Consider the following 25,374-nt stretch of genomic DNA (forward strand, 5'->3'; position numbering starts at 1 on the left):
AAACGATCTACGCAAAAAAAGGAACCTTAAAAGGCTCCTTTTTTAAAAAATAGACGATATTCAATTAGGCATTTACTTTCGCTAATGGTCTTAATTCAGAAATAAACTGATTGAATTGTTCAATATTCATTTGCTGCGCAGAATCTGACAAAGCTACTTCCGGATCCGGATGAACTTCAGCCATAATACCGTCTGCCCCAATAGCAAGAGCAGCTTTTGCAGCAGGAATTAGAAGGTCTTTCCGGCCTGTTGAATGAGTGACATCAACTAATACAGGCAAATGTGTTTCCTGTTTTAAAATCGGAACTGCTGTAATGTCCAGCGTGTTTCTTGTAGCGCGTTCATACGTGCGAATTCCGCGTTCACAAAGAATGATTTGATCGTTACCTCGAGAAATAATGTATTCCGCAGCATTCATAAATTCTGATAACGTTGCAGAAAGACCGCGTTTTAACAATACAGGCTTGCGAACAGATCCTGCTGCTTTTAACAATTCAAAGTTTTGCATGTTCCGTGCCCCGATTTGGATGACATCGATGTAATCAAGGGCCACATCAATATCTTGAGGCGACACAATTTCACTAATAACTGCCATATCAAACTCATCAGCAATTCTTTTTAAAATTTTTAAGCCTTCAATACCTAAACCTTGGAAATCATATGGTGATGTTCTAGGTTTAAATGCACCGCCTCTTAGCAGCTTCAAGCCTTGTTTCTTCGCTGCTTCCGCAACAGCAGCTACTTGCTCATAGCTTTCTACCGCACAAGGACCGACAACAAAGTATTGGCTGCCATCCCCGATTTTTTCGCCTTTGACGTCAACGATTGTATTCTCTTTCTTTTTCTTTCTTGATACTAACAATGCTTTGCGATGATCGTCCTCTTGAAGCTCTAATGCCGCTTTAAATATTTCCTTAAAAATATGCTGTAAAGTGGAATCTTCAAATGGACCATTATTATGTTCTTTTATTAAATCGAGCATTTTTCGTTCACGGACAGGATCATATCGGTTAACTCCTTGCGCTTCTTTCGCTTTCCCAATTTCTTGAACAAGCTTGCCTCGCTCGTTAATTAATTTTAAAATTTGCAAATTGATTTCATCAACCCGTTCCCTAAGCGCTTCTAATTCTGTATTGCTCATTTTTTCCACCCTTTCACATCCGTCAAAATTTTAAGCATTTGATTTTAATTAGGGTTTATTATAAACCATATTCCTTGAAATGTCACTAAAAATTTCTTTATCGATTAAACGCTTTTAAGCGGTAAAGTGTTTATTTTTTTCAAAATATTTTCTTTAGTTCTTCACAAGTCATTTCCCAAAGATCATCATGCCAGATAAAATTATTATACATTATTTGGGGGATTTATGTTTATTTTATGTTATGTTTCAGTTAGAAAATCGGACAATTCTTGTACATGTAAACTAAATGATTAGGGCTTTGGCAATCAGCAGCAAAAGCTTAAAATTCTTGAAAACCTTGCCGGCTGATGGACTTGTAACACTGTTTGAAAAAATATTCCCCATGAAAATTTTCACGCTCTTTTCCTCTATTCGCTGCCTATTTTCCTGTAAACGAAAATCATCGGCTTGTTTGCCGATGATGATTGTCTTGCCAAACCTATGACTTTGTTTCTTTATTGTTTTCGCTTTGAAGCTCTTCATCTGAGGCTTGTGAAGTGTCAGTCAAATTTTCTGTTTTCTGACTTTGTTCGTCGTCAAGCTCGGTGTCAGCGGAATCTGAAGGATTTTCTTTTTCAGAAATTTCATTTTCATTGCTTCGTTCCTTTATTTTTTTTACCAAGCCCTCAGACTGCTCTTGGATTTTCTGTTGAATATTTTGTGATTTTTCTTTTGCCAAGCTGATAAACTGTACTCCTTTTTCATATGCTTCGCTTGTAATTTTTGATGTTTTTTCCTTCACTTTTCCCGCCTGATCATTAAAATTTTCGCGCAGCTCTTTTCCTGACTTTGGCGTAAGCAATAATGCGGAAGCTGCCCCAACAACAGCGCCTATAATAGAACCTATTATAAACCCTTTTTTATTCGTGCTTTTTTTTGACATGTTTATACCCATTCCTTTCGCTTCGCTCAAGGCACAAAACGTAATGAAACAATTGTGCCACCGGCGTTATTTTTATTATTCTAAAGTCATAGGGATAACAGTCAACTACAAATCACGCGGAGGTGAGTGGGCCACTCTGGTTGCAGGGTGACCGCATGTTTATATGTGTAGATTGCCTTTCCAAGCACAAATAAGTGTGACTTCGAGCACGCAGACTTATCTTTGTATAAACAACTACTCGTTTATTGCTGGGCAATCAGTCAATGCTGTCTATCCCTATAATTCTCTGAAAGGATCATTCCCTATGGCCTTAAAAATTGTATACCCTATCTGTTGTGGAATCGATGTCCACAAAACCTTTGTTGTTGCCTGTATTGCCTCAACAATCAAAGGAGTTACAACTTACAAACGCCATCGCTTTTCTACCTATACAAAAGGATTGAATGAGCTGTCACAATGGCTTTGTGAAAATAACTGTAAGGATGTCTGTATGGAATCTACCGGGAAATACTGGATTCCTGTGTTTAATGTACTTGAAGCTTCCTGCAACATCACTCTTGCACACCCTAAGTACGTCAAGGCGATCCGTGGCAAGAAAACAGATAAAAAAGACGCCAAATGGATTGCTGATTTATTTAAGCATGACCTTGTGGCTGGAAGCTTTATGCCACCACTTGAGATTAGACAGCTGCGTGACCTTATGCGCTATCGTTTTAAACTGACTAATTTTATGTCAAGTGAGAAGAACCGTCTTCAAAACAGTTTAACTGTGTCTAACATCCAGCTTGGAAATGTTGTTTCAGATACCTTCGGCAAAAGCTCTATGAACATCATTGAAAAGCTCCTTAAGAACCCTTTAGACACTTCTTTTGATATTGAACCTTTAATCCACGGCTCCATGAAGAGTAAACTGCCTGAATTGGAGTTAGCCATTGACGGATTTATTACACCGGAGCAGGCTGAAAAATTAAAGGTGATGAAACAGCACTATGAAGACCTTCAATCTCGTAAAGCAGATCTTGAAAAAATTATCCTTTCTCTTGCCGAGTCCTACACAGAAGAAATCAACTTAATCTTAACTGTTCCGTCCTTTAAGAACATCTTTTCCGCCATTGCCGTGGTTTCAGAAATAGGTGTCAATATGGACGTGTTTCCGACAGCTAAGCATTTATGTTCCTGGGCAGGACTTACACCCACAAATAACGAGAGTGCCGGCAAGAAAAAGTCAGTAAGAATTTCGAGAGCAGGCTGCTACATCAAGCCTCTTTTGGTACAGTGTGCCACCGCTGTAGTCAAAAGTGAAAAACATCCCGAAATTCGAAACCGCTATTTGAAACTCAAAAAGCGCAGGGGTCACAAACGAGCAATTATTGCCATTGCACGTATGCTTTTAACAGCTATCTACAACATTCTCAAAAAGAAAGAACCATATAATCCGAATTTATATAAAAAAGCTGATGTTCTTCCAGTAAACCGTGAAATCACGGTAGAACAAGCTCTTTTATTAGCTAAATCCCAAGGGTTTCGTATAATTACTGTTGCAACCTAACCTTTATATCCAAATATTTCCATCAAGGTCATCGATCGATGGCTTATTTTACTATGCCCTCTATTTCAGTGGTCGCCCGTAAGAGATATTTCAGACTTGCGCCTCCTGTTTTTTAAGTAAAATTAATTAATCAGTTTGCTTCTTTGATCGTTTTCTCTGCTTTACTTTATCAATCAATTCCATCACAGCATTTGTCCACTGGATGGCTTGAGCAACTTTTTCTTCATTTTTTTCCAATTGTCCAGTTACACTCGCTGAAACTTTTTTCATAGACCGATTAAATTGTTGAATGGATGTTCCAATCTCTTTTACTGCATCCACCACTGAGTTGACCTTCTCAGATTTTTTCTGAATGTCTTCCGCCAATTGGTTTGTTTTATGAAGCAAATCTGTTGTTTCTTTTGTAATACCCTCCACCTGCTTTTCAAGGCCCGCAAGCGTCCCGGCTACTTGATCGAGTGTAATGCGCAGAGATTTTAATGTTTTGGCTAAATAAACAACTAACACTGTAAAAGCTACAGCTACTAGCGCAATGCTTGCATATAATATGAATTCCAACTGCTGCACCTCCAAGTAAAACCAATAATGCAATTCCCTAATTTTTCGGAATGCAAACATAAAATCTGCAATCATTTATCTATTCGACATTTTGTCAATTGAATCCTTTCGATCATATCAAAAATAGAACAAGTTTTAAATCCAATCAGAAAACGCTACAATATTATTGTATAACGAAAAAAAGGAGGCCGGCAAGTTGAAAGATCCAAGAATCGAAAAATTGGCAAAAATTTTAATTCATTATTCATGCCAACTGCAAAAAGGCGAAAAAGTGCTTATTGAAAACTTTGGTCTTGAGAAGGAGCTTGTGATTGCTCTCATCCGCGAGGCTTACAAAGCTGGCGGGCATCCGTTTGTTTCCATTAAAGATCATCAAATAAACCGAGCTTTATTGCTTGGAGGACAAGAAGAACAATTCGAAATGATGGCTGATTTCGAAGCAAATGTCATGAAAGAAATGGACGCATACATAGGCCTCAGATCAGGCAAAAACATTAATGAATTTGCTGACGTTCCAGAAGAAAAAATGAAGCTGGAAGGCAGAACAATCGGGCAAAAGGTGCATCGTGAAATCCGCGTTCCGAAAACAAAATGGGTGGTTCTCAGATACCCGAATGAATCCATGGCACAGCTTGCAAACATGAGCACAGAAGCGTTTGAAGACTTTTATTTTAATGTCTGCACTCTTGATTACGAAAAAATGGATAAAGCGATGGATGCGCTTGTTGAACTGATGAACAAAACTGACAAAGTACATATTAAAGGTCCTGGCACTGATTTGACTTTTTCAATCAAAGATATTCCTGCGATTAAATGTGCAGGACGCATGAATATTCCTGACGGTGAAGTATTTACAGCGCCTGTTAAAAATTCTGTGAACGGTACCATTACGTTTAATACGCCTTCTCCGTACCAAGGATTTACATTTGAAAATGTTCGGTTAACATTTAAAGACGGAAAAATCATTGATGCGTCAGCTAATGATACAAAACGATTAAACAGCATTTTGGATACAGATGAAGGAGCAAGATATATCGGTGAATTCGCCATCGGTGTCAATCCATATATCCTTCACCCGATGCAGGACATTCTGTTTGACGAAAAAATCGCTGGAAGCTTCCACTTTACGCCAGGGCAATGCTACGATGAAGCGTATAATGGCAACCATTCCAATATCCACTGGGATTTGGTCGCCATTCAGCGTCCGGAATATGGAGGCGGAGAAATTTATTTTGACGACGTATTAATCCGAAAAGACGGACTGTTTGTCATTCCGGAATTGGAGCAGCTAAATCCTGAGAATTTAAAATAGTGCATTCTTCGCTATAAAAACAAAACGACTGTAACATTTTTTGTTACAGTCGTTTTGTTTTAAACACACAGCTTTTCATAGGCATCTTGATATTTTTGAATATCTCCTGCACCCATGAATAAAATAACGCTGCTTTCATGCTTTTTCAAAACTTTAATGTTCGTCTCATCGATTAACTCTGAATGTTCAATTTGCGCCTGCAAATCTTTAATCGTTAGGTTCCCTATGTTTTCACGGGCAGAGCCAAAAATTTCGCATAAGTATACTTTGTCGGCGCTTTTTAAACTATCCGCAAACTCATTAAGAAATGACTGTGTTCTTGAAAAGGTATGAGGCTGAAAAACAGCAACAATTTCCCGGTCAGGATATTTTTGCCGCGCAGCTTCAATTGTTGCTTTTATTTCCGTAGGATGATGGGCGTAATCGTCAATCAGCACTTGTCCTCCAAAATTTTTGGCGCTGAATCTTCTTTTTACGCCTTTAAACGTTTTGACGCGCTCCTGAATAACATCAATTCCAATATTTTCGTATTGGCATAACGTAATAACCGCCAGCGCATTTAGAACGTTGTGATCCCCGAATGCAGGAATTTCAAATGTGCCGTAAAACGTATTCCGAATATATACATCAAATACAGTTCCCGTTGTGCTTTTCACCACATTTCTCGCTTGAAAATCGTTTTCCTCATGAAAACCGTAATATAATACCGGAACTTTCGCTTGTATTTCCTGTAAACGCTCATCATCTCCGCAAGCGATAATTCCTTTTTTCACTTGTAAAGCCATTTGCTGAAAGGCTGAAAAAACATCATCCAGATCACGATAATAATCAGGGTGGTCAAAATCAATGTTCGTCATAATCGCATAATCCGGATGATAGGATAGAAAATGGCGCCGGTATTCACATGCTTCAAAGACAAAATATTTGCTGTTTTGAACTCCTTTTCCCGTTCCGTCTCCAATCAAGTATGAGGTAGGAAAAGCACCTTGCATAACATGAGACAGTAAACCGGTTGTAGATGTTTTACCGTGCACGCCAGTTACCGCTATGCTTGTGAATTTGTTCATCAATTCCCCTAAAAATTTGTGATAGCGGTAAACTGGCAATTGAAGTCTCTTTGCTTCTTCAATCTCCTCATGTGTATCTGGAAAAGCATTACCAGCTATTACAGTTAAACCAGGGTGAATGTTATTTTTCGAAAAAGGAAATATTTGAATTCCCCGTTCCTCCAAGCCTTTTTGTGTAAAAATATATTTTTCAATATCAGATCCTTGTACATTTTCATTCATATCATGAAGGATTTGAGCTAAAGCACTCATCCCTGTTCCTTTTATGCCAACAAAATGATAAGCAGTCATATAAGAACCTCCAACAATCGTCTATCTGTAAAATAATATATGACGAATGACTAGTTTTGCAACTATAATATTTATTTCCTGCAAGCTTCATAACGCAATATTGTATACTTTTAGTGTTTCCTAATTGAAAGCAACGTATATCGTTTTAAATCGGCATTGCCAAAATCAGCCCAACATTTTAATAATATCATGTTCAGTACATCTCAACTACTCTCTTTTATTGTTTTCAATTGTTCTTCTGACACTAGCACGTCTCTCGGCTTGCTCCCTTTCGGCGGGGAAATGATCCCCTGCTCCTCCATTAAATCAATCAATCTGGCCGCTCTATTATAACCGATTCGAAAACGGCGTTGAAGGCTTGAAGCCGAAGCATGCCCCTGCTCTACAACAAACTCGCAGGCTTCATAAAAAAGATCATCTTCTTCTGTTTGAAAATTTGTTTTCGCAAGCAATTCCTCTTGTTTAAACAAATAATTGGGCGCCATCTGGTTTTTTACATGGTGAACGACGCGATCAATTTCATCATCAGAAACAAAAGTTCCTTGAACTCTTACCGGTTTTGCAGAACCGTTTTCTAAAAACAGCATGTCTCCTCTTCCTAGGAGTCTTTCTGCACCGGAAGTATCAAGAATCGTTCTTGAATCTATTTGCGATGATACGGAAAATGCTATTCTTGTAGGAATATTCGCCTTTATTAAACCGGTTATAACATCAACAGACGGTCTTTGTGTGGCAATTAATAAATGGATGCCGCAAGCTCTCGCTTTTTGGGCAATCCGGCAAATCGCCTCCTCCACATCGTTCGGCGAAACCATCATTAAATCAGCGAGCTCGTCAATCACAATCACGATGTACGGCAATCGTTTCTCCTTTTCCTTGTCGCCGACTCGTTCATTAAATTTCTCGATATCTCGAACGCCTACATGGGCAAATAATTCATACCTTCTTTCCATTTCATCTACCGCCCATTTCAGTGCAGCAGTAGCTGCTTTTACATCCGTAATAACAGGGCTTACGAGATGAGGTATGCGGTTATACGGTGCAAGCTCCACCATTTTTGGATCAATGAGGAGCATTTTCACATCATTTGGAGTTGCTTTATAGAGCAGGCTGACTAAAATCGTATTGATACAAACGCTTTTTCCTGACCCTGTAGCTCCCGCAATCAAACCATGCGGCATTTTTTTCAAATCCGTCACAATCGGCTCCCCTGAAATGCTGAGGCCCAGAGCAACCGTTAACGGAGAGCGGTTGGCTTGAAAAGCTTTCGACCGTAAAATCTCTCTTAAAAAAACCGTTTTGCTTTTCCGGTTTGGCACCTCAATCCCGATTGTGTTTTTCCCCGGTATCGGAGCCTCAATCCGGATGTCTTTTGCAGATAAGCTTAATTTAATATCGTCTATCAAGTTAGTTATCTTGCTCACTTTTACGCCGGGTTCAGGATGAACCTCAAACCTCGTGACGGAAGGCCCTTGTGACACATTGACCACTTTTGCATTGACATGAAAATTTTGCAGCGTAAGATCGAGCAAATTCTTTTGCTTTTCTATCCACTGATCATCCGCTTCTTCCTCAAACGGCTGAACGTTCAGGAGGGTGAGCGGCGGAAACAAATAATTTTGCCGTTTTTCCTTTACTTCAAGCTTTCGTTTATCTTGCCCAAACATAATGACATTATATGGAATAATTGTCTTTTCGTTTTGATTTGAAAGCTTTCCTCTGGAAACAGGCTTTCGTCTGTCATCGGACTTTTTCTCTAAATGCTTTGGATCCGCTTCCTGTTTTAGGCTCGTCTCCTGTTTTGGACCTTCCTCCTGATTTAGATCTGTTCCTTGTTTTAGATCTGTCTCCTGTTTTAGATTCGTCCCCTGCTTTAGAACTGTCTCTTGTTTTAGATCCGTCTCCTGATTTAGACCTGTCCACTGTTTTAGATTCGTCTCTTGCTTTGATCCCGTCTCCTGGTTTAGATCCGTCCACTGTTTTAGATTCGTTTCTTGCTTTGATTCCATCTCCTGGTTTAGATCCGTCCGCTGTTTTAGATTCGTCTCTTGCTTTGAATCCATCTCCAGCTTTGAAGCCTCGACCGATTGTGCTTCCTCAGCTTCTCGCTGTTTATCCTCCGAAGGCGGTGCTGTTATTTCAAAATATGAATCCTCAGCTTCGTGATCTTGTGTTTTTGATATTTCTTTTTCATAATCGTTTTCATATTCTATCATTTCATTTATTTCTATTTCTTCTGCTGCAGCAAACTCCCTTTGCACTTCTTTTTGTTTTTCCAGATCATTGATGAAAATATCATGTACGTCTATGTCCGTCTGTTGCTGATATCGCTCTTCAATTTTTTTGAAAAATAAATCATCTCTATTCCTTGGTCCAAATCCAAAAATCGGTGAAGGGATTTCCGTTGGCTGAAAAGATTTTCTTTCCTTTTGTGCGCCTTGTGCACTATTCAGTCGAGACTGCTTGCGTTCAGAAGATGTTTTTGCTTTTGATTTTGCCGCATCCGCTGGGCGTCTCGTTTCTCGCAATGTTTCATCATCGGATATTAGCGGAAACCGAAAGTTTCCTTTCGGATATTGATATGTAACTCTAGCTTGCATCTCTAATCTATCGTCAGTTAATGATTGATCTTTTATTTTTTCAGTAGAATTGTTTTTATCTATCTTTCTTTCATATTCCTCTTCCTGATTATCGAAAAACAACCGCAACAGTTTTGACAACCAGCTCATCTATGATCACTCTTTCATTCATACTAATCTCATCCTATATTTTATCAATAAAAATACTTTTTGGAAGTTTAAAAAGCAATGACAAACATTAATATTATATTGCTAAAATCACAGATTTAAAAATAAATAAGACTCCCTGTATAAACAAGGAGTTTATTCTTTATTTTTTATATTTTCGATATACATAATTCGTTCAATCAGAGGCGGATGATCGTAACGTAAAAATTTCACTATTTTCGGCGGATTTATTTCGCTGCGGCTAAATTTCGCCAAATGTTGAAATGTTTTTACAGCCGCTTCCTCGTTTTTTGTCATTTCAATTGCATATAAATCCGCCTGTTTCTCTTGATACCTTGATACTATGCCGGATATAGGGCTTGAAGCGAACGATAACATCCCCAGCAGCAAAAGAAATAGAGGAAGCGACGACAATTCACGTATAGATTGAATGTTCAGCCTTTTCCCCCATCGATTTGTACAAAAAATCATTAACCGATGAATGATATATAAACCTGCCAAGGAAAGAAGCAAATACCCGGCTATTCCGATATAGATGTGCTTCATCACATAATGTCCCATCTCATGAGCCATAATGAATAATATTTCATCTTCGCTTAATTTATTTAACGTCGTATCCCACAAAACGATTCTCGAATTTGATCCTATTCCTGTCACATAGGCGTTCAACGCATTTGTTTTGGTGGACATATCCACTTCATACACATGCTCCGCGGGAATATCTGCTTTGGAAGCTAGCTGTAAAATTTCTTCCTCCAGCTTTTTATTTTTCAACGGGTAAAAATCGTTGTACAGCGGATCAATGATTACCGGCTGAATAAACATTATAAACAATGTGAATGGTATCGATGCAAACCATGCCCAAAGCCACCAGCGCTTTTCAAATTTTCGAATAATGATGTATAGAAACGTGACGACAACCGCCATTAAAACATAATTCACAAGAAAATCGGTCACTTCATCCTTCAGCCACGAGTTCAACGTCTGGGTCGAGATTTGAAAATCCTTTGACAGCTTATAGTTCAGCCAGCTGACAGGTAATGTTAGTAAAGTGACAAGCAATGACAGCCAAAAATAGTATAAAGCTGTTTGGACTATAAAGAAACGGGATGCTGTTTCCGCCCATTGCTGAAATGTTTTTGAAATCCCAAAGCTTAGCACAATAAAAAAGATGATCCACTCTAACGGAATGGATATGAAAAATAACAAATTTTTCAATTGCGAATAATTTTCTGACAGCTGCAGCTCCTCTGCCGTTAAAAACGTTTTCGGATCAGCAGCAGTACCTTCAATTCCCTTCGGCAGCTCATAACCCGTCCAGAAGAATAAATAGAAGTATAAAACCAAACCGTAAACTGCATATAATAAAATGATCGTTAGAAGACTCTTTTTCAAGCCGAATACCCCCTTGAGCTTAACTCCCTCCTTTAGTAGTTTAGATAAAAAAACATCGTAATAGAACTGCTTTTCCAAAATATTTAGAAAAAGAAGCTGTAAAAAGATAAAACGGCAATTGAACACATAACTACAAAAAAGACATTGGCTCCGAAATAAGCAGCAATGAACGCTGTAAATGCACCGACTGCTCCAAACAGGAAATCCTCGTGAATAAAAAAGACCGAGGGCACGATCAATGCACCTAATGTTGCATATGGTACATTTTTTAATACATTTTGCCAAAACGGAGGGAGATGTAATTGACTGAAAATAACAAAAGGAAGCATTCGCGGTATGTATGTCACAACGCCCATTCCGATAATCAACCAAAATATTTGGCTATTCATCTTGCTGCACCTCTAATTTTCTAAAGATACATTCCACAACAACGGAGGAAAATAAGGACGACAATGCAATAGACCAGCCTATAGACAGCCGTCCGGTCGTCAATAAAACGGAATTTATCACTGCAGATAATAAAGCTAGTACGATAATTTTCCGATGTTTTTTTAATGAAGGAACCAATAAGCCGATGAATAGGGCATATAGAGCAATTCCCATGCTTTCCTGTAAGAAAGCGGGCAAATTTTCTCCAACTATATAACCGATTCCAGAATTGATCACCCAGCTGCTATATGCCATCAAGCATAGTCCAAACATATATGGTGCTGTGACCATTTCCTGTCTGACAGCCGCAACTGCATATGTTTCATCTGTTACACCAAAGCCGTACAGAGCTTTTATCCATATGGAGTCTTTCTCCACTTTCTCATTTAATGATGCTGACATAAGGAAATGGCGGATGTTTACAATGAAAGTTGTCATAATAATTTCCCATGCACCAACATGCGCAGCAATTAGGCTTAATGACATATATTGAGCCGCTCCTGCAAAAACGATTGCGCTCATCATCACCGTTTCCGCAATCGAAAGTCCCGTTCTTTCAGCAAGAAGGCCGAAAGCGATGGCAACGGGAAAATAGCCGATGGCAATGCTGATTCCTGCTTGAATGCCTTGGATTAATTCCGATTTATATTTTGCCAATGCTGTCGAATGCAATCGGAATCACCTCCATTTCTAGTTTTCCGGATAATAAATGATCACATAATATTTAACTTTTTGATCCGTTATATTTTTATAATCATGCTTTTTGTCCGCTGCAAATCGGATCGCTTCCCCTTCGCGAACAACATAAGAACATCCATCAATTACAATTTCTAAAGCTCCCTTTTGAATGATCAAAATTTCTTGCACCCCGTGCGCATGTTCATCCGATTGATGGACATGTCCAGGCTCTAAATGTGCTTCAAACACCTCAAACGGCTTGCCGATTTCAAACGTAAACATCGGGTATACTTTATACTTTTCATCATCATCAGATATAGCCGGTATGTTTGATAAAGATATTTTTTGAACGCTTGGCGCCTCCTCCTTCATCAAAGCGGAAAATGATACATGAAGTCCGTTCGCTATTTTCCACAGCGTGGAGACAGTCGGATTCGCTTCCCCCCTTTCAATTTGTGCCAGAATCGCTTTGGAAACGCCTGTCTTTTCAGACACCTTGTCGAGGCTTAGCGCCATCCTTTTTCGGATTTTACAAAAATTTTCCCCAATAATTTGCTGAATCGGCTTCATGTTTTCCTCCTTGTTTACGTTTTGTTTATTATATCATACATTTGTTTTATATATTGAACAAAATTGCATTTAAAAACCTCTCCCCTGAATGGAAAGAGGTGAATATCAGCTTAAGAGCACCCGGTCAGATACTGCATCTTGAATTTTGGCAAATTCGTCCATTAATTTCGGAATGGTCAGTTTTACTTTTTGTTCAGCAGATGCCTCAAAAATGATTTTTCCGCGATTCATCATCAGCAATCTGTTTCCTAGATCAATCGCCTGCTGCATATTATGTGTAATCATAATCGTTGTTAAATTATATTCTTCAATAAATTTTTTCGTAAGCGACAGGACGACCTCTGCGCGTGCGGGATCTAATGCGGCTGTATGCTCATCAAGCAATAATATTTTCGGTTTCGTAAATGTTGCCATCAAAAGCGACAACGCCTGTCTTTCCCCGCCTGACAGCAATCCTACTTTCGCATTTAAACGGTTTTCTAATCCAAGCCCCAAAAGCGACAGCTGCTCCTTAAAATAATTTTTCCGCTTATTCGTTACACCTCTGGCCAAAGTTCGTTTATGAACACGGCCGTAAGCGATCGCCAAATTTTCTTCAATGGTCAACGTCGGCGATGTGCCTGACAACGGATTTTGAAACACTCTGCCGATATATTTTGATCGTTTATGCTCAGGAAGTGTTGTTATATTTACGCCGTCAAGCCAGACTTCCCCCTCATCGGGAAACAGCTTTCCAGCTATGATGTTCAGCAAAGTCGATTTCCCTGCGCCGTTGCTGCCAATAATCGTAATAAAATCGCCTTTTTCGACCTCTAAATGAATTCCATCTAAGGCGATTTTTTCATCCAATGACCCTTCGTTAAACACTTTATGAATGTGTTTTAGCTGAAGCAACTTGTTCCCCCCGCTTTCTTGCCAATTTTCTTTTTTTCTCACGCCGTTTTTCTAAATATCGCGGGATGATTAACGCCAAAATGACGATACAAGCTGTAATTAATTTTATATCGCCTGTTTCAAAAAAGTTAAATCTAAATGCAAAGGCGACTATGAAACGATAAATGACAGCACCGATTATAACAGCTAAGGTAGCCCGAACAATCGTCTTGTTGCCGACAATTGCCTCTCCAATAATAACGGAAGCAAGCCCGATCACAATCATTCCAATTCCCATATTGGCATCGCTGAAGCCATTATATTGGGCGACAAGCGCACCTGACAGAGCAACCAAACCATTTGACAATCCTAATCCTAATACTTTAAGAAAGTTTGTATTCGCCGAAAAACTTTTAATCATTTCTTCGTTATCTCCGACAGCTCTTATAGCAAGTCCGATTTCCGTTTTTAAGAAGTAATCAAGGATGAGCTTTAAAAAAGCGACCAATAACACCATTGAAATGATGACTGACCATGTGGTCGGGGAAAAAGAAATGACGCTCTTAACGGCTTGATCGATCGGTGCCAGCGCATCGGCCAGCTTTGAGAAAAGCGTTTCCTCCTGTAAAAGCGAAACATTCGATTTTCCCATAATTCGCAAATTAATGGAATAAAGAGCGATCATCATTAATATACCGGATAACAACGGATTAATTTTCCCATACGAATGCAAAATTCCCGTTAAGATCCCAGCTAGAAAGCCGACAATCATTCCGGCAATCGTCGCCATAACAGGATGAGCTCCGTCTATGATCATGACGGCTGCGACGGCAGCTCCAGTAACGAAGCTACCGTCAACCGTTAAATCTGGAAAATCTAATATTCTAAAAGATAAATAGACTCCGAGAGCCATTATTGCGTAAATAAGTCCCGCCTCAAGTGAGCCATATACTGCTGTCAGCATGTAAACACCCTTCCAAATTACTCAATAAACTCTGCTTCTTTGCTCCACTCGTCTAAAATCTTAACGTTCATCTCAGTAGCTGCTTTTTTATTAATGAGAAGCTTTAAGTTTTGCGGATATTGAACAGGCAGTTCAGACGGCTTTTTCCCTTCTGTTAAAATTTTTGCAGCCATTTCTCCTGCTTCATAGCCAATGTCATAATATTCAAATCCGTACGCAGCAAAACCGCCTTTTTTGACTGAATCTAATTCACCGACAAACAGCGGGATATCGTTTTCATTTGCAACGGAAATGACCGAATCAAGCGCAGAAACAACGGTATTGTCAGTGATAATGTAAAAACAATCGACTTTGCCAACAAGAGATTCAGCAGCTTGTTTCACTTCAGCTGAAGTAGAAACAGAAGCTTCGACAATTTTCAAATCCGTTCCTTCTATCGCTTTTTTAACAAGGTCAATTTGCGCAACAGAGTTTTGTTCGCCTGAATTATAGATCATTCCTATTCTTTTGCCGTCTAAATATTGATCAATAAATTTCACCGTTTTCGGTATGGCATCAGGATGGGTATCAGTTGTTCCTGTTACATTCCCTCCTGGATTTTCCATCTCTTTCACAAGCCCGGCGCCGACAGGATCTGTTACGGATGTAAATACAATTGGAATATCCTTTGTAGCATTTGCTGCAGCAAGTGCACTAGGCGTTGCATTCGCAAAAATTAAATCGACATTATCTCCGACGAAGTTATTCGCAATCGTTTGGGTATTCGATTGATCCCCTTGAGCGTTTTGAATATCATAATCTACATTTAACCCTTTATCTTTAATTGCTTGTTGAAATCCCTTCAATGCCTCATCCAGCGACGGGTGCGCTACAAATTGAGTGATACCAATTTTAAATGTTTCTTTCTTTCCTTCTTCACTATTGCTTTCGCTGCTGGACCCTTTGCTGCTTCCACAACCTGACAGCACGAGGAGCGCCATCAAAAAAATTCCTCCGATTGCTCCTATCCTAGTTTTCAAAATTTTCTTCCCCCTTTTTTACTTTTATGCTTTAAATTATAACAATATATTTTTGATTTTCAATTATTTTCTGACGAATTTTCCAAAAAAATAAGGATGCCAACATACTGCATCCTTACAGAAAATGAAACACTTATTCTATCAAAATGAAGTTTGCAAGCAGCTTTAAGTTTATGAAATGTTCGGCAAAAGGCTGTCCCATAATTTTGCTAATATAATTTCTCTTTAATCAATATGTAACGACAACCCTGTTTTCGCCAGCTTGATCGATCCATTAAAAATCGTTTTAGCTTCTTCTATCAATTCTTCATGATTGCCTTTATGAGGCAAATGAGTCAGCAAAAGCTCTTTTACATTTGCATCCTTAGCAATTGTCGCAGCTTCGTGGGAATTCATATGCCCAAACTTTTTGCCGTCTTCATTCGCATACATATTGCATTCGCATATAAGCAAGTCCGCATTTTGGCTGAATGGAATGAATTCATTTTTAAAGCTTGAATCTGCCGTGTATACAACCGTTTTATGTCCTGAAGTAAATCTCATGGCAAAACAGTCAACTGGATGATCTGTTTTTAAAAATGTAATCGTAAACGGACCGATCGAAATCGATTGATCAGGATCGTATGAAATTCCTTTTGTCACATTCAAATGTGTGAGTCTGTCAAATTCTTTTGTATCAAGGCTATGTCCGTAAATGGGCAAAATTTTGTTTGATTTTTGCAGCATGCCGGTAATTTGTCTTGCATATTGCAGCGGTCCAATATCTGCAACGTGATCATGATGATAATGAGAAAGGATCACAGCATCTAAATCTGAAAGTGATACAAAATTTTGCAGTTGTGATAATACAGCACTTCCGCAATCAACTAACAGGTTAAACCCCTTTTCCTGAAATAAATAGCCTGATGTAGCCTCATTCGCTTCTGGATAACCTCCCCAGAACCCTACAACTGTTACTTTCATCACCCTTATCCTCCTCAATAAGAAAAAATGTTTTAAAACAGTATTGACATTTTCCATTCTGTTATAATACAATGTTAATAACAACAGCACGGGGGGATAAAAAATGTTAGGACAAAAAATCACTGAATTTTTTAGAAACTTACCAAGAAAAAAATGTATTGAATGCGGAAAAGAAATTGAAGAACAGCACGAATGCTACGGGAACAAATGCAATCATTGCTTACATGTAAAATAAATTTATTCAGGCAATTCTAAAAAGAATTGCCTGAATATTTTTTCTCTTCTCTTAACCTGTACTAATACACATTGTAATTGGCTAGCTTTGAAGAATCCCTTACAATTAATGTAAGAGGCAAAAGATGCACCTCTCTCTCTTTATACCGTCTCGTTTTTATTTTTTCCATCATCACTTCCATTGCTAAATGACCCATTTCTTTCACCGGCTGATTAACCGTCGTAATCATAGGCTCCATCAGTTCAGTTATAGCCTGATTGTCAAACCCGACGACCGCTAATTCTTCCGGGACACGGACGCCAAGTCTCTTTGACTCAGAAATCATCCCGGCTGCCACTTCATCAGAACCTGTGAAGACTGCCGTTGGAGCTTCAACCATCTCCATCATTTTCCTCAAGACATTTTTTCCGTCTTCAAATGTAAATACATTTCGGAAAATATATTGCTCAGGAAGGTACAATCCGGCTTCACGAAGGGCTTTTCGAAAACCTTCTTCCCTAGCTCTCGAAACATTACTGTTTACATTTCCGCAGCAAAAAGCAATTTTATTGTATCCTTGATCGATTAAATGCTTAGTTGCAACATACCCTCCGTAGTTTTGATCCATATGAATCATCGGGACATTTGCCTGTTCATCGAATTCGTTGCATAAAATAATCGGACCGTATTCTAAAAACGGCTCAACAGCCTCCCAACCATTTAGCAATGTCGTCATAATCACTCCATCTACTTGTTTCGTTTTTAACAAGTTTAAATAGTCTATCCTGAAAACAAAATTTGGCAAAAAACAACCCCCACCTAGCCTTTGGAATATAATTTCCAAAGGAAGGTATTAAAGTTTATATATGGTTTAATTCCCTTATGCACCCACTTTTTCTAACTTCACTTCGTACCCTAACCCCTCTAATTTCTTCACCGTTTGACGCACGATCTTTGCTTCCCGTTGACGATCCCAATAGTCTGCCCCTAATTCTTTATACGGTTCCTTCCGAGTTAACAGGTAATAGATGATTTCTAATATCGTTCGTCCAACTGCCATACTCGCTCGATTCGCCCCTCTTCTTGCGGCTATGCGGTGATATTTCGCGGATAAATACGTATCCTTCTTTCTCGCGGCGGCACGGGCACATTCTACTAAACACGCTCTCAGCTTCTTGTTCCCTTTCCTCGTTCGGCTTGATAACCGTTTCCCCGCACTCTCGTAGTTTCCTGGTGCCATGCCTGCCCACGATGCCAGATGGCTCGCTGATGCAAAGCGACTCATATCGGTTCCGATTTCCGCCAAAATTTGTTCCGCACTTTTCCGCCCGACTCCCGGAATCGTATCTAAGAGCTCCAGCGCTTCTTCAAAAGGGCGCGTTCTCTCCTCGATCTCCTGATCTAATCGCGCAATCGCTTCATCTAGGTATTCCACATGCCGCCATTGTTCGGCTAACATCATCCGTTGATGAGGGCCGATTACCCCGTGTAATGCGCGCTGGAGTTCTTCCACTTTTTGTTTCAATTTCCCTTTTGCGAGCTGAGCGATGACCATCGGATCGTTTTTCCCTTCGATCAACGCACGAATCATTTTTCGTGCCGATGCCCCATTGATATCGGAAACAACGGACGACAACTTGATGTTCGCTCCTTCCAATACTTTTTGAATCCGATTCAATTCCCGCGCTCTTTCTTCGATCAAACTGCGACGATATCGAACGAGTTCTCGCAGTTCTCGTTGGGCTCGGTCCGGAATATAACTTCCTTTCAACAATCCATGGCGAAGCAAGTTGGCGATCCACTCGGCATCCTTCATATCCGTCTTCCGTCCAGGAACTGCTTTAATATGCCGGGCATTGACGACAAGCGTTTCGATTTGTTCGAGTTCGAGCAAATTGTACAACGGTTTCCAGTACACGCTTGTCGATTCCATCGCCACGTGCGTCACCCCTTTTTCTTTCAACCAGTTCACAAACTCCAGCAATTCATCGGTCATGGTACCGAATGTTCGTATTTCTTTTCCTTCAGGGGTGATGGTACAAGCGGTAATGGATTTTTTATGCACGTCTACTCCACAACAACGTTCATATAATACCTTCATCGCTTTCCCTCCCTGCTTCATTTCATCTTCAGCTGGTGCAGTAGCCTATGACGAAGCATTCTATCCTGCGTGCTTCCCAACTCGGGAGCGACATTCCGTGGTGCACCAGGCTACTGGGGTCCGTCTATCTTTCGGACTCTTGCGTACCATAGATGCATCGACCTCATGACCCCAGCTGCAAGGAGTTATTTCGACAATATTCGTTTTCATCCTTCCGATGGTGCCGAATTTTTTTCGGCATGGGGGTCTAATTCTTTTTTTGCTGAATATAACGTTTGACAAACAATCAATTGATAATGGTATTGAGACGCAACGATTTCCAGCGATTCAACAAATTGTCCAAAAAACGGGTTCATAACCCTAGGAATAATGACAGCAATAATTTCAGTTTTTTGATTTCTTAAACTTCTAGCTGAAGAATTAGGTACATACCCTAATCGCTTCATTGCTTCTAGCACTAATTGTTTTTTTTCCTCCGATACGTAAGGCTGATTATTTATCACCCTTGAAACTGTCGTTTTCGATAAACCAGCCAGTTTTGCCACATCTTCAATTGTAGCCACTTTCATTCCTCCAAAAACTTTGGGATCCCTTGATTTTCTTTTGATTATAGATCAATGGTCAACAGATGTGCAATGAATTTTTTATATCTTTCCAGATCGCTTTTTCTAAAAAAACAGAAATGCTAACTTGTTCAACAAATATATATTTTCTTCAATTTGAATTGTCGGACTTTAAACAATGGGAACCAACCAAGGCGTTTTAAAGATCAGAAGTCAGAAGCGTCAAAACTTGCTAAAATGGATGCCTCCTCTGAAAAAATAAGAGACAAGCCTGCCTTTTAAGCTTGTCCCAAATGTAAAAATTGAAGAACATCTTCCACCGCTTTTTTACCTTGATCAATGCAGTCCGGGATCCCCAATCCTTCAAAAGAAGCACCCGTTAAATATATTCCGGGGTATTTTTGCCCCATAATACTTTTTATATTTCTTATGTTGTCAAGGTGTCCGACAATGTATTGAGGCATTGCTTCCCTCAATCTTGTAACAATAGAAAAAATCGGTTCTCCTTTTACCGGCATCAATCGATTTAAGTCATCCAAAACGGTTTGAATGATCACATCATCCGTCTGGTCAACAACCGCTTCATCTCCTGCTTTTCCAACATACGCTCTTAGCAGCGTTTTGCCCTTCGGAGCAGTATGCGGCCATTTTTTGTTGGTCCATGTACAAGCAGTAATCGTATAGCCGCTGTTTCTCGAAACAACAAACCCTGTTCCATCTGCGGGCAGCTGAACAGCTTCTTCCGGATAAGCCATTGCAACGGTTGCAACAGATGTTGAAGGCATTTTTTTGAAATAAGCGAGTGTTTGCTGCTCATTCGGAAACATAGATGGAATAGCATCATGCTGAGCGGTAATGACTATCGCATCCGCCTTGTCAACAGTTCCGTCAGATAATTCCAAATGGTAGAGATCATCTTCCTTTTTAATCTCCGAAACTTTTATTCCTTTTTTCACTACCGTATGATCCAATTGGCGTTCTATTGCTTCAACAATCGATTGCAAACCAGTTGAAACGGTTTGAAAAATCCCTTTATGTTGCTCCTGTTGTTGTTTTTGTTTAGACTTTTGCGCCTGCTTGGCCATTCCTAAAATTAAACTGCGATGCTTTTGTTCAATTTCATAAAAGTGCGGAAAGATTGCTAATAAACTTAAATTATAAATATCTCCTGCATAAATCCCGGAAAGAAGCGGTTCAATCAAATTTTCAACCACTTCGCTGCCGAGCCTGCGGCCAAAAAATCCGCCTAATGACTGATCTCCGTCCACTTTTTTCTTCGGCAGGAAAAGGTCAAACGAAGCCCGCAGTTTGCCAGTTAACGAAAACAAACCGGAGGTGGCGAAAGAAGCAATATTTGTTGGCACGCCCATAACCGCTCCTTTCGGGATCGGATGGAGCTTGTCGCCGACAAGGACAAAAGATTGCCCCACGTCATTGTTCACCAAATAATCTCCAAGCCCTACGTCCTTTGCAAGCTGAGTAGCGCTTTTTTTTCGCTCCAAAAAGGAATCCGGACCTCTTTCAATGATAAATCCGTCCCTTTTTATCGTTTCTATTTTTCCTCCTAATCGCGGCTTCGCTTCAATCAGCACAACATCTATTGGAAGATGATTTTTTTTAATTTCTGACTGCAAGTAGAACGCAACTGAAAGCCCAGTTATTCCCCCGCCAACAATTGCTACTTTTTTTCTTCCCATAAAATCTCCTTCTTATTTTGACATTCCTAAGTGTTTTAACACGACTGTAGCTAAACAATCGATGAATTCAGGTTTTGCATTCGGCATTTCTGGACGATAATAAGCTGCTCCAAGTTCGTCTGTTACTGCCTTGCACTCGACATCGTTATCGTATAGAACTTCCAAGTGATCAGCCACAAAACCTACTGGAGCATAAACAAACGTCCGGTATCCTTTTTGTTCAAACAGATCTCTTGTTAAATCTTGAACATCTGGTCCGAGCCACGGCTCCGGAGTATTGCCTTCACTTTGCCAGCCAACAGCAAAATGCTGCACTCCGGCTTCTTTTGCAATTAATTCAGCTGTTTCTTGTAATTGATCTGGGTAAGGATCCCCTAATTGAACAATTTTTTCCGGCAGACTGTGTGCTGAAACAATTAATACAGCTTTTTTCCGTTCTTCTTCAGTCATTTTCGCGTACGTTTCTTTTATTTGTTTAGCCCAGTATCCAATAAATTTCGGTTCTTTATACCAGCTTTCGATAGAAGTGATGGAAGGCCCTCCGAGTTTTTTTGCAATTTCCTTTGCCCTGCCGTTGTACGACTTAATGCTGAAAGTCGAATAGTGCGGAGCTAAAACGATGCTGACCGCCTCAGTGATTCCATCTTTATTCATTTGTTCAACTGCATCTTCAATAAACGGCTCAATATGTTTTAATCCTAAATACATATGGAATTCTATTTCATTTTGAATATGATTTAAATGTTTTTCTAAGCCTTTCGCTTGTTCCTCTGTTATTTTAGCAAGAGGAGAAATGCCTCCAATCGCCTTGTATCGTTCTTTTAAATCTTCCAGACTTTCTGGATCAGGCTTTCTTCCATGGCGAATGTGGGTGTAATAGCGTTCAATATCCTCTTCTTTATATGGTGTACCATATGCCATCACTAACAAACCCATTTTTTTCTTCGACATTACGTGCACCTCCAAAATTCAAGTTGATCATTTTATTCGATCTATTTTTGCGTATAATCATGAATAAATTCCGTTAATTTTTTTAAGGTTTCCGGTTTTACTTGTGGAAAGACGCCATGTCCAAGGTTAAAAATAAAACCTGGCTGTTTCATTCCTTCTTCTAAAATAGCCTTTACCCGTTCTTTCACAAATTCCCACGGCGCAAGCAAAACTGCCGGATCAAGATTTCCCTGCAATGTTTTGGAAATCCCCATTTCTCTGGCAGCAGAAATCGATAGACGCCAATCTAAACCGATCACGTCTAAAGGCAAATCATTCCATTCTTTTACTAAATGTCCTGCTCCCACTCCAAACATAATAAGCGGCGCCTCTTTTTCCTTTAATTCCGAAAAAATGCGGTTCATCACCGGCTTAATATAATATCGATAATCAGAAGCATTTAATGCTCCGACCCATGAATCAAAAATTTGCACCGCTTTAACCCCTGCGTCAATTTGCGCTTTCACGTATGTAATGGTCATATCGGCAAGCTTTTCCATTAAAAGAAACCAAGCTTCTGGTTCAGCATACATGAATGCCTTTGTTTTGTTATAATTTTTGGAAGGGCCTCCCTCAATCATGTAGCTGGCAAGAGTAAATGGTGCTCCGGCAAATCCAATCAACGGAACATTCAGCTGCTCATTGACTAAAAGCTTAATCGTATCTAAAACATATGGAACATCTTCCTCAGGATGAATTTCACCAAGTTTTTTTACATCCTCCAGCGACCTGATCGGATTTTCAATAACAGGCCCTGTTCCCGCTTTAATTTCAACTTGAACTCCAAGGGCAGGCAGCGGCGTCATAATATCTTTATATAAAATTGCGGCATCAACCCCGTACTGTTCGACAGGAAGTCTAGTGACATATGCACAAAGCTCTGGTTGATGAGTAATTTCAAATAAGCTATATTTTTCTTTTAACGCCCGGTATTCAGGCTGGGATCTCCCGGCTTGCCTCATATACCAAACAGGAACATAGTCCGCCGCTATGCCTCTGCACGCTTTTAAAAAAGTATCATTAAAGCTTTTCTTCCTATCCATGTAAATCCCCCTTTAAAAACGATTCCTTTCTAATACTCTTTTTAAACTATACCTCTTCCCTTGCCCGATTGTATAGGAATATAAGGGAAATGTCATAAAATCGACGAAAGATCTTTCCAGCATTTTGTTATTCCCAGCGCGGGCTGACAAAATCAGTACCTTCCCCTTCCTGATGGGTTTGCGGATTATAAGGGACAACTTGATAAAAATGCTCTGAAAAAATGTTAATATACGGTATTTCATATTCTCCTTTTCCCTTTACAGATCCGACCAATTTCTTGCTTTCTCCGCTTCGCTCATAAATTCGGTATACGACCCGGTCATCATCTTGAGCAGGCCATTTTAATGTCACTTTAAATAATTGAAGTGCGTGAAATTGATATGTGGCGGAAAGCGAAGGGATTCGTGAAAGCCTGATTGGTTTTTCTAAATCTTTCACTTTTTTCGGAATCGTAAAGGATGTTTTTTCCTCAAATTTCAAACCGCTTAAAATATTTTTAAACATTTTCGTTGGATAATCGCTCCCACCCTTTAAAAAATGTTCTTCATCTGTCCGGTCATATCCGATCCACACTGCCCCCGTCACGTCAGGAGTATATCCGACAAACCATGCGTCCATCACGGCGCCCTTTTTTCCAGGAAATGATGTCGTACCCGTTTTTCCAGCTAAAGCTCCTTCATATTGTCCCGCTTTGGCAGTTCCTTCTTTAACAACCTGCTCCAGCATCCTCGTCATATTCCACGAGGTTTGCGGAGAAAAAACTTGATATTTTTGTTTTTTTACTTCTGCCACTACATCGCCGTTGGCATTCACAATTTTTTGTATGAAATACGGCTTGCTGTATTGACCATTATTGGCAAAAGTTCTGTATGCATTTGCCAAATCAAACGGCGACACGCCGTACTTTAGTCCTCCTAAAGCAATCGCCAGTCCTTTATCCTCAATATAAATCCCGTTTTTCTCTAAATACTCTTTGCTTTTATCGATTCCAAGCTTATCGAGCACCCATACAGAAGGAGCATTTTTTGAATGAATGAGCGCATCAAACATGGTTACATGTCCATCATAACGTCCATCGTAATTGCTTGGAGAGTATCCTTTATAATCCAATTTCTCATCTTTTAGAAGAGAATAAGGCTGAAAAAGTCCTTCCTCCATTGCCGGAGCATATACAGCAATCGGCTTAAACGTTGACCCCGGCTGGCGCTTCGCTGTCAATCGATTAAATCCTTTGGAAACATAATTTCGCCCGCCGATCGCAGCAAGCACACCGCCTGTTTTATTATCTAATAAAATAAAAGCGCCTTGAGCATCATCTTTCGTACCTTGAAAATAAGCCTTTTCTTTAAAAACTTTGAATGCTTTTTCCTGAACATCGATATTGATCGGAACGGTAATTTTATATCCGCCTTTTAGGAGTTCTTCATTTGAAAGATGATACTTATTTTCCGCTTCCTCAAATACCATGTCAATATAGGCGGACAGCCAAGGCTTATCTTCCGTTTTATGAATATTCAGACCTAATGTTTTCCCCTGGCTTCTGACAGCTTGCTCCGGAGAAATATAGTTTTCGCGCTCCATTAAGGTTAATATCGCATTTCTTCTTTCTAAGCTTTTTTCTGGGTGCAAAATCGGAGAATAGGCTGCTGGAGCCTTCGGCAGGCCGGCTAGCAGCGCCCCTTCTTCAATAGTCAGTTCAGAGGCATCTTTATTGAAAAAAAATTTTGATGCAGACTGGATGCCGTATACGCCATGTCCAAAATAGATTTGATTCAAATACATCTCTAAAATTTTTCTTTTGCTATATTTCTGTTCAAGATAAATGGCAATGATAGCTTCTGTCATTTTTCTCAAAAACGTTTTATCGTTTGTTAAAAAAACATTTTTGGCGAGCTGTTGGGTGATTGTACTGCCGCCCTCTACTTTTTTGAAAGCAGCAATGTCCTTGAACAGCGCCCTTGAAATTGCCCGAAAATCAATGCCGTGATGCTCATAAAACCTTTTATCTTCAACAGCGATGAAAGCATTTTGTACATGCTTCGGAACTTTATCAATATCGATGATCTCTCTGTTTTCTAAATATAATTTCGTAATGGGGCGTCCTTCTTGATCGATCAAAGAGGTCGCAGAATGCAAAACAAGCTTTTTTTCATCCACAACGATAGCGCCTATCCAAATCATGGCAAAGTATGTGATAATACTTAACACAGCAGCAGATAAAACGATTCCCGAGATCATCTTTATTTTTTTCAACAATGTTTTCACCTCTGTTTAACTCCCATAATTA

Annotated in this window: 22 protein-coding genes and 1 pseudogene; 3 read left to right on the forward strand and 20 right to left on the reverse strand. The window is 39.6% G+C overall.

Annotated features, from left to right (window positions below):
- Nucleotides 1-64 precede the first annotated feature (64 nt).
- Both NSQ44_RS14140 and NSQ44_RS14145 read right to left on the reverse strand, forming a co-directional pair.
- Entirely contained in the window at nucleotides 65-1,141 is a 1,077-nt protein-coding gene (locus tag NSQ44_RS14140) for a bifunctional 3-deoxy-7-phosphoheptulonate synthase/chorismate mutase (protein ID WP_063387336.1), read from the reverse strand.
- Nucleotides 1,142-1,619: 478 nt separating this feature from the next.
- Complete coding sequence (locus tag NSQ44_RS14145; RefSeq protein ID WP_063387335.1) at nucleotides 1,620-2,063, reverse strand: YtxH domain-containing protein; 444 nt, start codon at nucleotides 2,061-2,063, stop codon at nucleotides 1,620-1,622.
- A gap of 304 nt (nucleotides 2,064-2,367) precedes the next feature.
- Here NSQ44_RS14145 and NSQ44_RS14150 point away from each other — a divergent pair, with 304 nt between their 5' ends.
- Nucleotides 2,368-3,612, forward strand: coding sequence for an IS110 family transposase (locus NSQ44_RS14150; RefSeq protein ID WP_445659536.1), 1,245 nt, complete (start codon nucleotides 2,368-2,370; stop codon nucleotides 3,610-3,612).
- A gap of 126 nt (nucleotides 3,613-3,738) precedes the next feature.
- Here the strand turns inward: NSQ44_RS14150 and NSQ44_RS14155 are convergent, their stop codons facing one another.
- Nucleotides 3,739-4,170, reverse strand: coding sequence for a DUF948 domain-containing protein (locus NSQ44_RS14155; protein WP_340857376.1), 432 nt, complete (start codon nucleotides 4,168-4,170; stop codon nucleotides 3,739-3,741).
- Between the two features lie 196 nt (nucleotides 4,171-4,366).
- Between NSQ44_RS14155 and NSQ44_RS14160 the strand changes: the two genes are divergently transcribed.
- Entirely contained in the window at nucleotides 4,367-5,482 is a 1,116-nt protein-coding gene (locus NSQ44_RS14160; RefSeq protein ID WP_340857377.1) for an aminopeptidase, read from the forward strand.
- 59 nt (nucleotides 5,483-5,541) lie between these two features.
- Here the strand turns inward: NSQ44_RS14160 and murC are convergent, their stop codons facing one another.
- From murC to NSQ44_RS14210, 10 genes are all read right to left on the reverse strand, one after another.
- Complete coding sequence (gene murC / locus NSQ44_RS14165; RefSeq protein WP_063387332.1) at nucleotides 5,542-6,840, reverse strand: UDP-N-acetylmuramate--L-alanine ligase; 1,299 nt, start codon at nucleotides 6,838-6,840, stop codon at nucleotides 5,542-5,544.
- Nucleotides 6,841-7,043: 203 nt separating this feature from the next.
- Nucleotides 7,044-9,569, reverse strand: a complete 2,526-nt coding sequence (locus NSQ44_RS14170) for a DNA translocase FtsK (RefSeq protein ID WP_340857378.1) — start codon at nucleotides 9,567-9,569, stop codon at nucleotides 7,044-7,046.
- Nucleotides 9,570-9,722: 153 nt separating this feature from the next.
- Complete coding sequence (locus NSQ44_RS14175; protein WP_340788185.1) at nucleotides 9,723-10,982, reverse strand: M48 family metallopeptidase; 1,260 nt, start codon at nucleotides 10,980-10,982, stop codon at nucleotides 9,723-9,725.
- An 83-nt stretch (nucleotides 10,983-11,065) separates the two neighbouring features.
- Entirely contained in the window at nucleotides 11,066-11,371 is a 306-nt protein-coding gene (locus tag NSQ44_RS14180) for an AzlD domain-containing protein (RefSeq protein WP_066248892.1), read from the reverse strand.
- The gene (locus NSQ44_RS14185) at nucleotides 11,364-12,083 is read right to left on the reverse strand and encodes an AzlC family ABC transporter permease (RefSeq protein ID WP_094244637.1); all 720 of its coding nucleotides are present in this window, start codon (nucleotides 12,081-12,083) and stop codon (nucleotides 11,364-11,366) included. The genes NSQ44_RS14180 and NSQ44_RS14185 overlap by 8 nt, the downstream gene beginning before the upstream one ends.
- Before the next feature lie 18 nt (nucleotides 12,084-12,101).
- A complete protein-coding gene (locus NSQ44_RS14190) occupies nucleotides 12,102-12,659 on the reverse strand; it encodes a helix-turn-helix domain-containing protein (protein WP_327863980.1) in 558 nt (185 codons plus the stop codon).
- Between the two features lie 105 nt (nucleotides 12,660-12,764).
- Entirely contained in the window at nucleotides 12,765-13,553 is a 789-nt protein-coding gene (locus tag NSQ44_RS14195; RefSeq protein ID WP_094244635.1) for an ABC transporter ATP-binding protein, read from the reverse strand.
- On the reverse strand, nucleotides 13,528-14,496 hold the full coding sequence (locus NSQ44_RS14200; protein WP_340857380.1) for an ABC transporter permease: 969 nt from the start codon (nucleotides 14,494-14,496) through the stop codon (nucleotides 13,528-13,530). The genes NSQ44_RS14195 and NSQ44_RS14200 overlap by 26 nt, the downstream gene beginning before the upstream one ends.
- 17 nt (nucleotides 14,497-14,513) lie before the next feature.
- A complete protein-coding gene (locus NSQ44_RS14205; RefSeq protein ID WP_340858273.1) occupies nucleotides 14,514-15,476 on the reverse strand; it encodes an ABC transporter substrate-binding protein in 963 nt (320 codons plus the stop codon).
- 264 nt (nucleotides 15,477-15,740) lie between these two features.
- A complete protein-coding gene (locus NSQ44_RS14210; protein ID WP_340857381.1) occupies nucleotides 15,741-16,478 on the reverse strand; it encodes an MBL fold metallo-hydrolase in 738 nt (245 codons plus the stop codon).
- Between the two features lie 103 nt (nucleotides 16,479-16,581).
- Between NSQ44_RS14210 and yhfH the strand changes: the two genes are divergently transcribed.
- Nucleotides 16,582-16,713 carry a protein YhfH gene (gene yhfH / locus NSQ44_RS14215; RefSeq protein WP_065095529.1) on the forward strand — a complete coding sequence of 44 codons (132 nt, stop codon included), beginning with the start codon at nucleotides 16,582-16,584 and terminating at the stop codon, nucleotides 16,711-16,713.
- A 61-nt stretch (nucleotides 16,714-16,774) separates the two neighbouring features.
- On the opposite strand, the gene NSQ44_RS14220 is transcribed toward yhfH, so the two are convergent.
- From NSQ44_RS14220 to NSQ44_RS14250, 7 genes and pseudogenes are all read right to left on the reverse strand, one after another.
- Nucleotides 16,775-17,497, reverse strand: a complete 723-nt coding sequence (locus NSQ44_RS14220; RefSeq protein ID WP_340857382.1) for a substrate-binding domain-containing protein — start codon at nucleotides 17,495-17,497, stop codon at nucleotides 16,775-16,777.
- Between the two features lie 75 nt (nucleotides 17,498-17,572).
- Entirely contained in the window at nucleotides 17,573-18,793 is a 1,221-nt protein-coding gene (locus NSQ44_RS14225) for an IS110 family transposase (protein ID WP_044899176.1), read from the reverse strand.
- A 245-nt stretch (nucleotides 18,794-19,038) separates the two neighbouring features.
- Nucleotides 19,039-19,356 (reverse strand): annotated as a pseudogene (locus tag NSQ44_RS14230) (LacI family DNA-binding transcriptional regulator); the annotation flags it as partial.
- A 278-nt stretch (nucleotides 19,357-19,634) separates the two neighbouring features.
- Entirely contained in the window at nucleotides 19,635-21,053 is a 1,419-nt protein-coding gene (gene hemY, locus NSQ44_RS14235) for a protoporphyrinogen oxidase (protein ID WP_340857384.1), read from the reverse strand.
- 12 nt (nucleotides 21,054-21,065) lie between these two features.
- Nucleotides 21,066-22,004 carry a ferrochelatase gene (gene hemH, locus NSQ44_RS14240; RefSeq protein ID WP_340857385.1) on the reverse strand — a complete coding sequence of 313 codons (939 nt, stop codon included), beginning with the start codon at nucleotides 22,002-22,004 and terminating at the stop codon, nucleotides 21,066-21,068.
- A gap of 41 nt (nucleotides 22,005-22,045) precedes the next feature.
- Nucleotides 22,046-23,086, reverse strand: coding sequence for a uroporphyrinogen decarboxylase (gene hemE / locus NSQ44_RS14245; protein WP_340857386.1), 1,041 nt, complete (start codon nucleotides 23,084-23,086; stop codon nucleotides 22,046-22,048).
- A 127-nt stretch (nucleotides 23,087-23,213) separates the two neighbouring features.
- On the reverse strand, nucleotides 23,214-25,325 hold the full coding sequence (locus tag NSQ44_RS14250; protein ID WP_340858275.1) for a transglycosylase domain-containing protein: 2,112 nt from the start codon (nucleotides 25,323-25,325) through the stop codon (nucleotides 23,214-23,216).
- Between the last annotated feature and the right edge of the window lie 49 nt (nucleotides 25,326-25,374).

Origin of the sequence: Aeribacillus sp. FSL M8-0254 (assembly GCF_038008845.1) — a bacterium.
In the GTDB taxonomy this organism is placed as follows: domain Bacteria; phylum Bacillota; class Bacilli; order Bacillales; family Aeribacillaceae; genus Aeribacillus; species Aeribacillus composti.

Bases quoted from the DNA above. Each gene is read 5' to 3' on its own strand.
- NSQ44_RS14205 (WP_340858273.1), bottom strand. From the start codon at position 15,476: ATGGCGCTCCTCGTGCTGTCAGGTTGTGGAAGCAGCAAAGGGTCCAGC.
- NSQ44_RS14140 (WP_063387336.1), bottom strand. From the start codon at position 1,141: ATGAGCAATACAGAATTAGAAGCGCTTAGGGAACGGGTTGATGAAATC.
- NSQ44_RS14150 (WP_445659536.1), top strand. From the start codon at position 2,368: ATGGCCTTAAAAATTGTATACCCTATCTGTTGTGGAATCGATGTCCAC.
- yhfH (WP_065095529.1), top strand. From the start codon at position 16,582: ATGTTAGGACAAAAAATCACTGAATTTTTTAGAAACTTACCAAGAAAA.
- NSQ44_RS14225 (WP_044899176.1), bottom strand. From the start codon at position 18,793: ATGAAGGTATTATATGAACGTTGTTGTGGAGTAGACGTGCATAAAAAA.
- NSQ44_RS14180 (WP_066248892.1), bottom strand. From the start codon at position 11,371: ATGAATAGCCAAATATTTTGGTTGATTATCGGAATGGGCGTTGTGACA.
- hemY (WP_340857384.1), bottom strand. From the start codon at position 21,053: ATGGGAAGAAAAAAAGTAGCAATTGTTGGCGGGGGAATAACTGGGCTT.
- NSQ44_RS14190 (WP_327863980.1), bottom strand. From the start codon at position 12,659: ATGAAGCCGATTCAGCAAATTATTGGGGAAAATTTTTGTAAAATCCGA.
- hemE (WP_340857386.1), bottom strand. From the start codon at position 23,086: ATGGATAGGAAGAAAAGCTTTAATGATACTTTTTTAAAAGCGTGCAGA.
- murC (WP_063387332.1), bottom strand. From the start codon at position 6,840: ATGACTGCTTATCATTTTGTTGGCATAAAAGGAACAGGGATGAGTGCT.
- NSQ44_RS14250 (WP_340858275.1), bottom strand. From the start codon at position 25,325: ATGATCTCGGGAATCGTTTTATCTGCTGCTGTGTTAAGTATTATCACA.
- NSQ44_RS14210 (WP_340857381.1), bottom strand. From the start codon at position 16,478: ATGAAAGTAACAGTTGTAGGGTTCTGGGGAGGTTATCCAGAAGCGAAT.
- NSQ44_RS14200 (WP_340857380.1), bottom strand. From the start codon at position 14,496: ATGCTGACAGCAGTATATGGCTCACTTGAGGCGGGACTTATTTACGCA.
- hemH (WP_340857385.1), bottom strand. From the start codon at position 22,004: ATGTCGAAGAAAAAAATGGGTTTGTTAGTGATGGCATATGGTACACCA.
- NSQ44_RS14170 (WP_340857378.1), bottom strand. From the start codon at position 9,569: ATGAGCTGGTTGTCAAAACTGTTGCGGTTGTTTTTCGATAATCAGGAA.
- NSQ44_RS14145 (WP_063387335.1), bottom strand. From the start codon at position 2,063: ATGTCAAAAAAAAGCACGAATAAAAAAGGGTTTATAATAGGTTCTATT.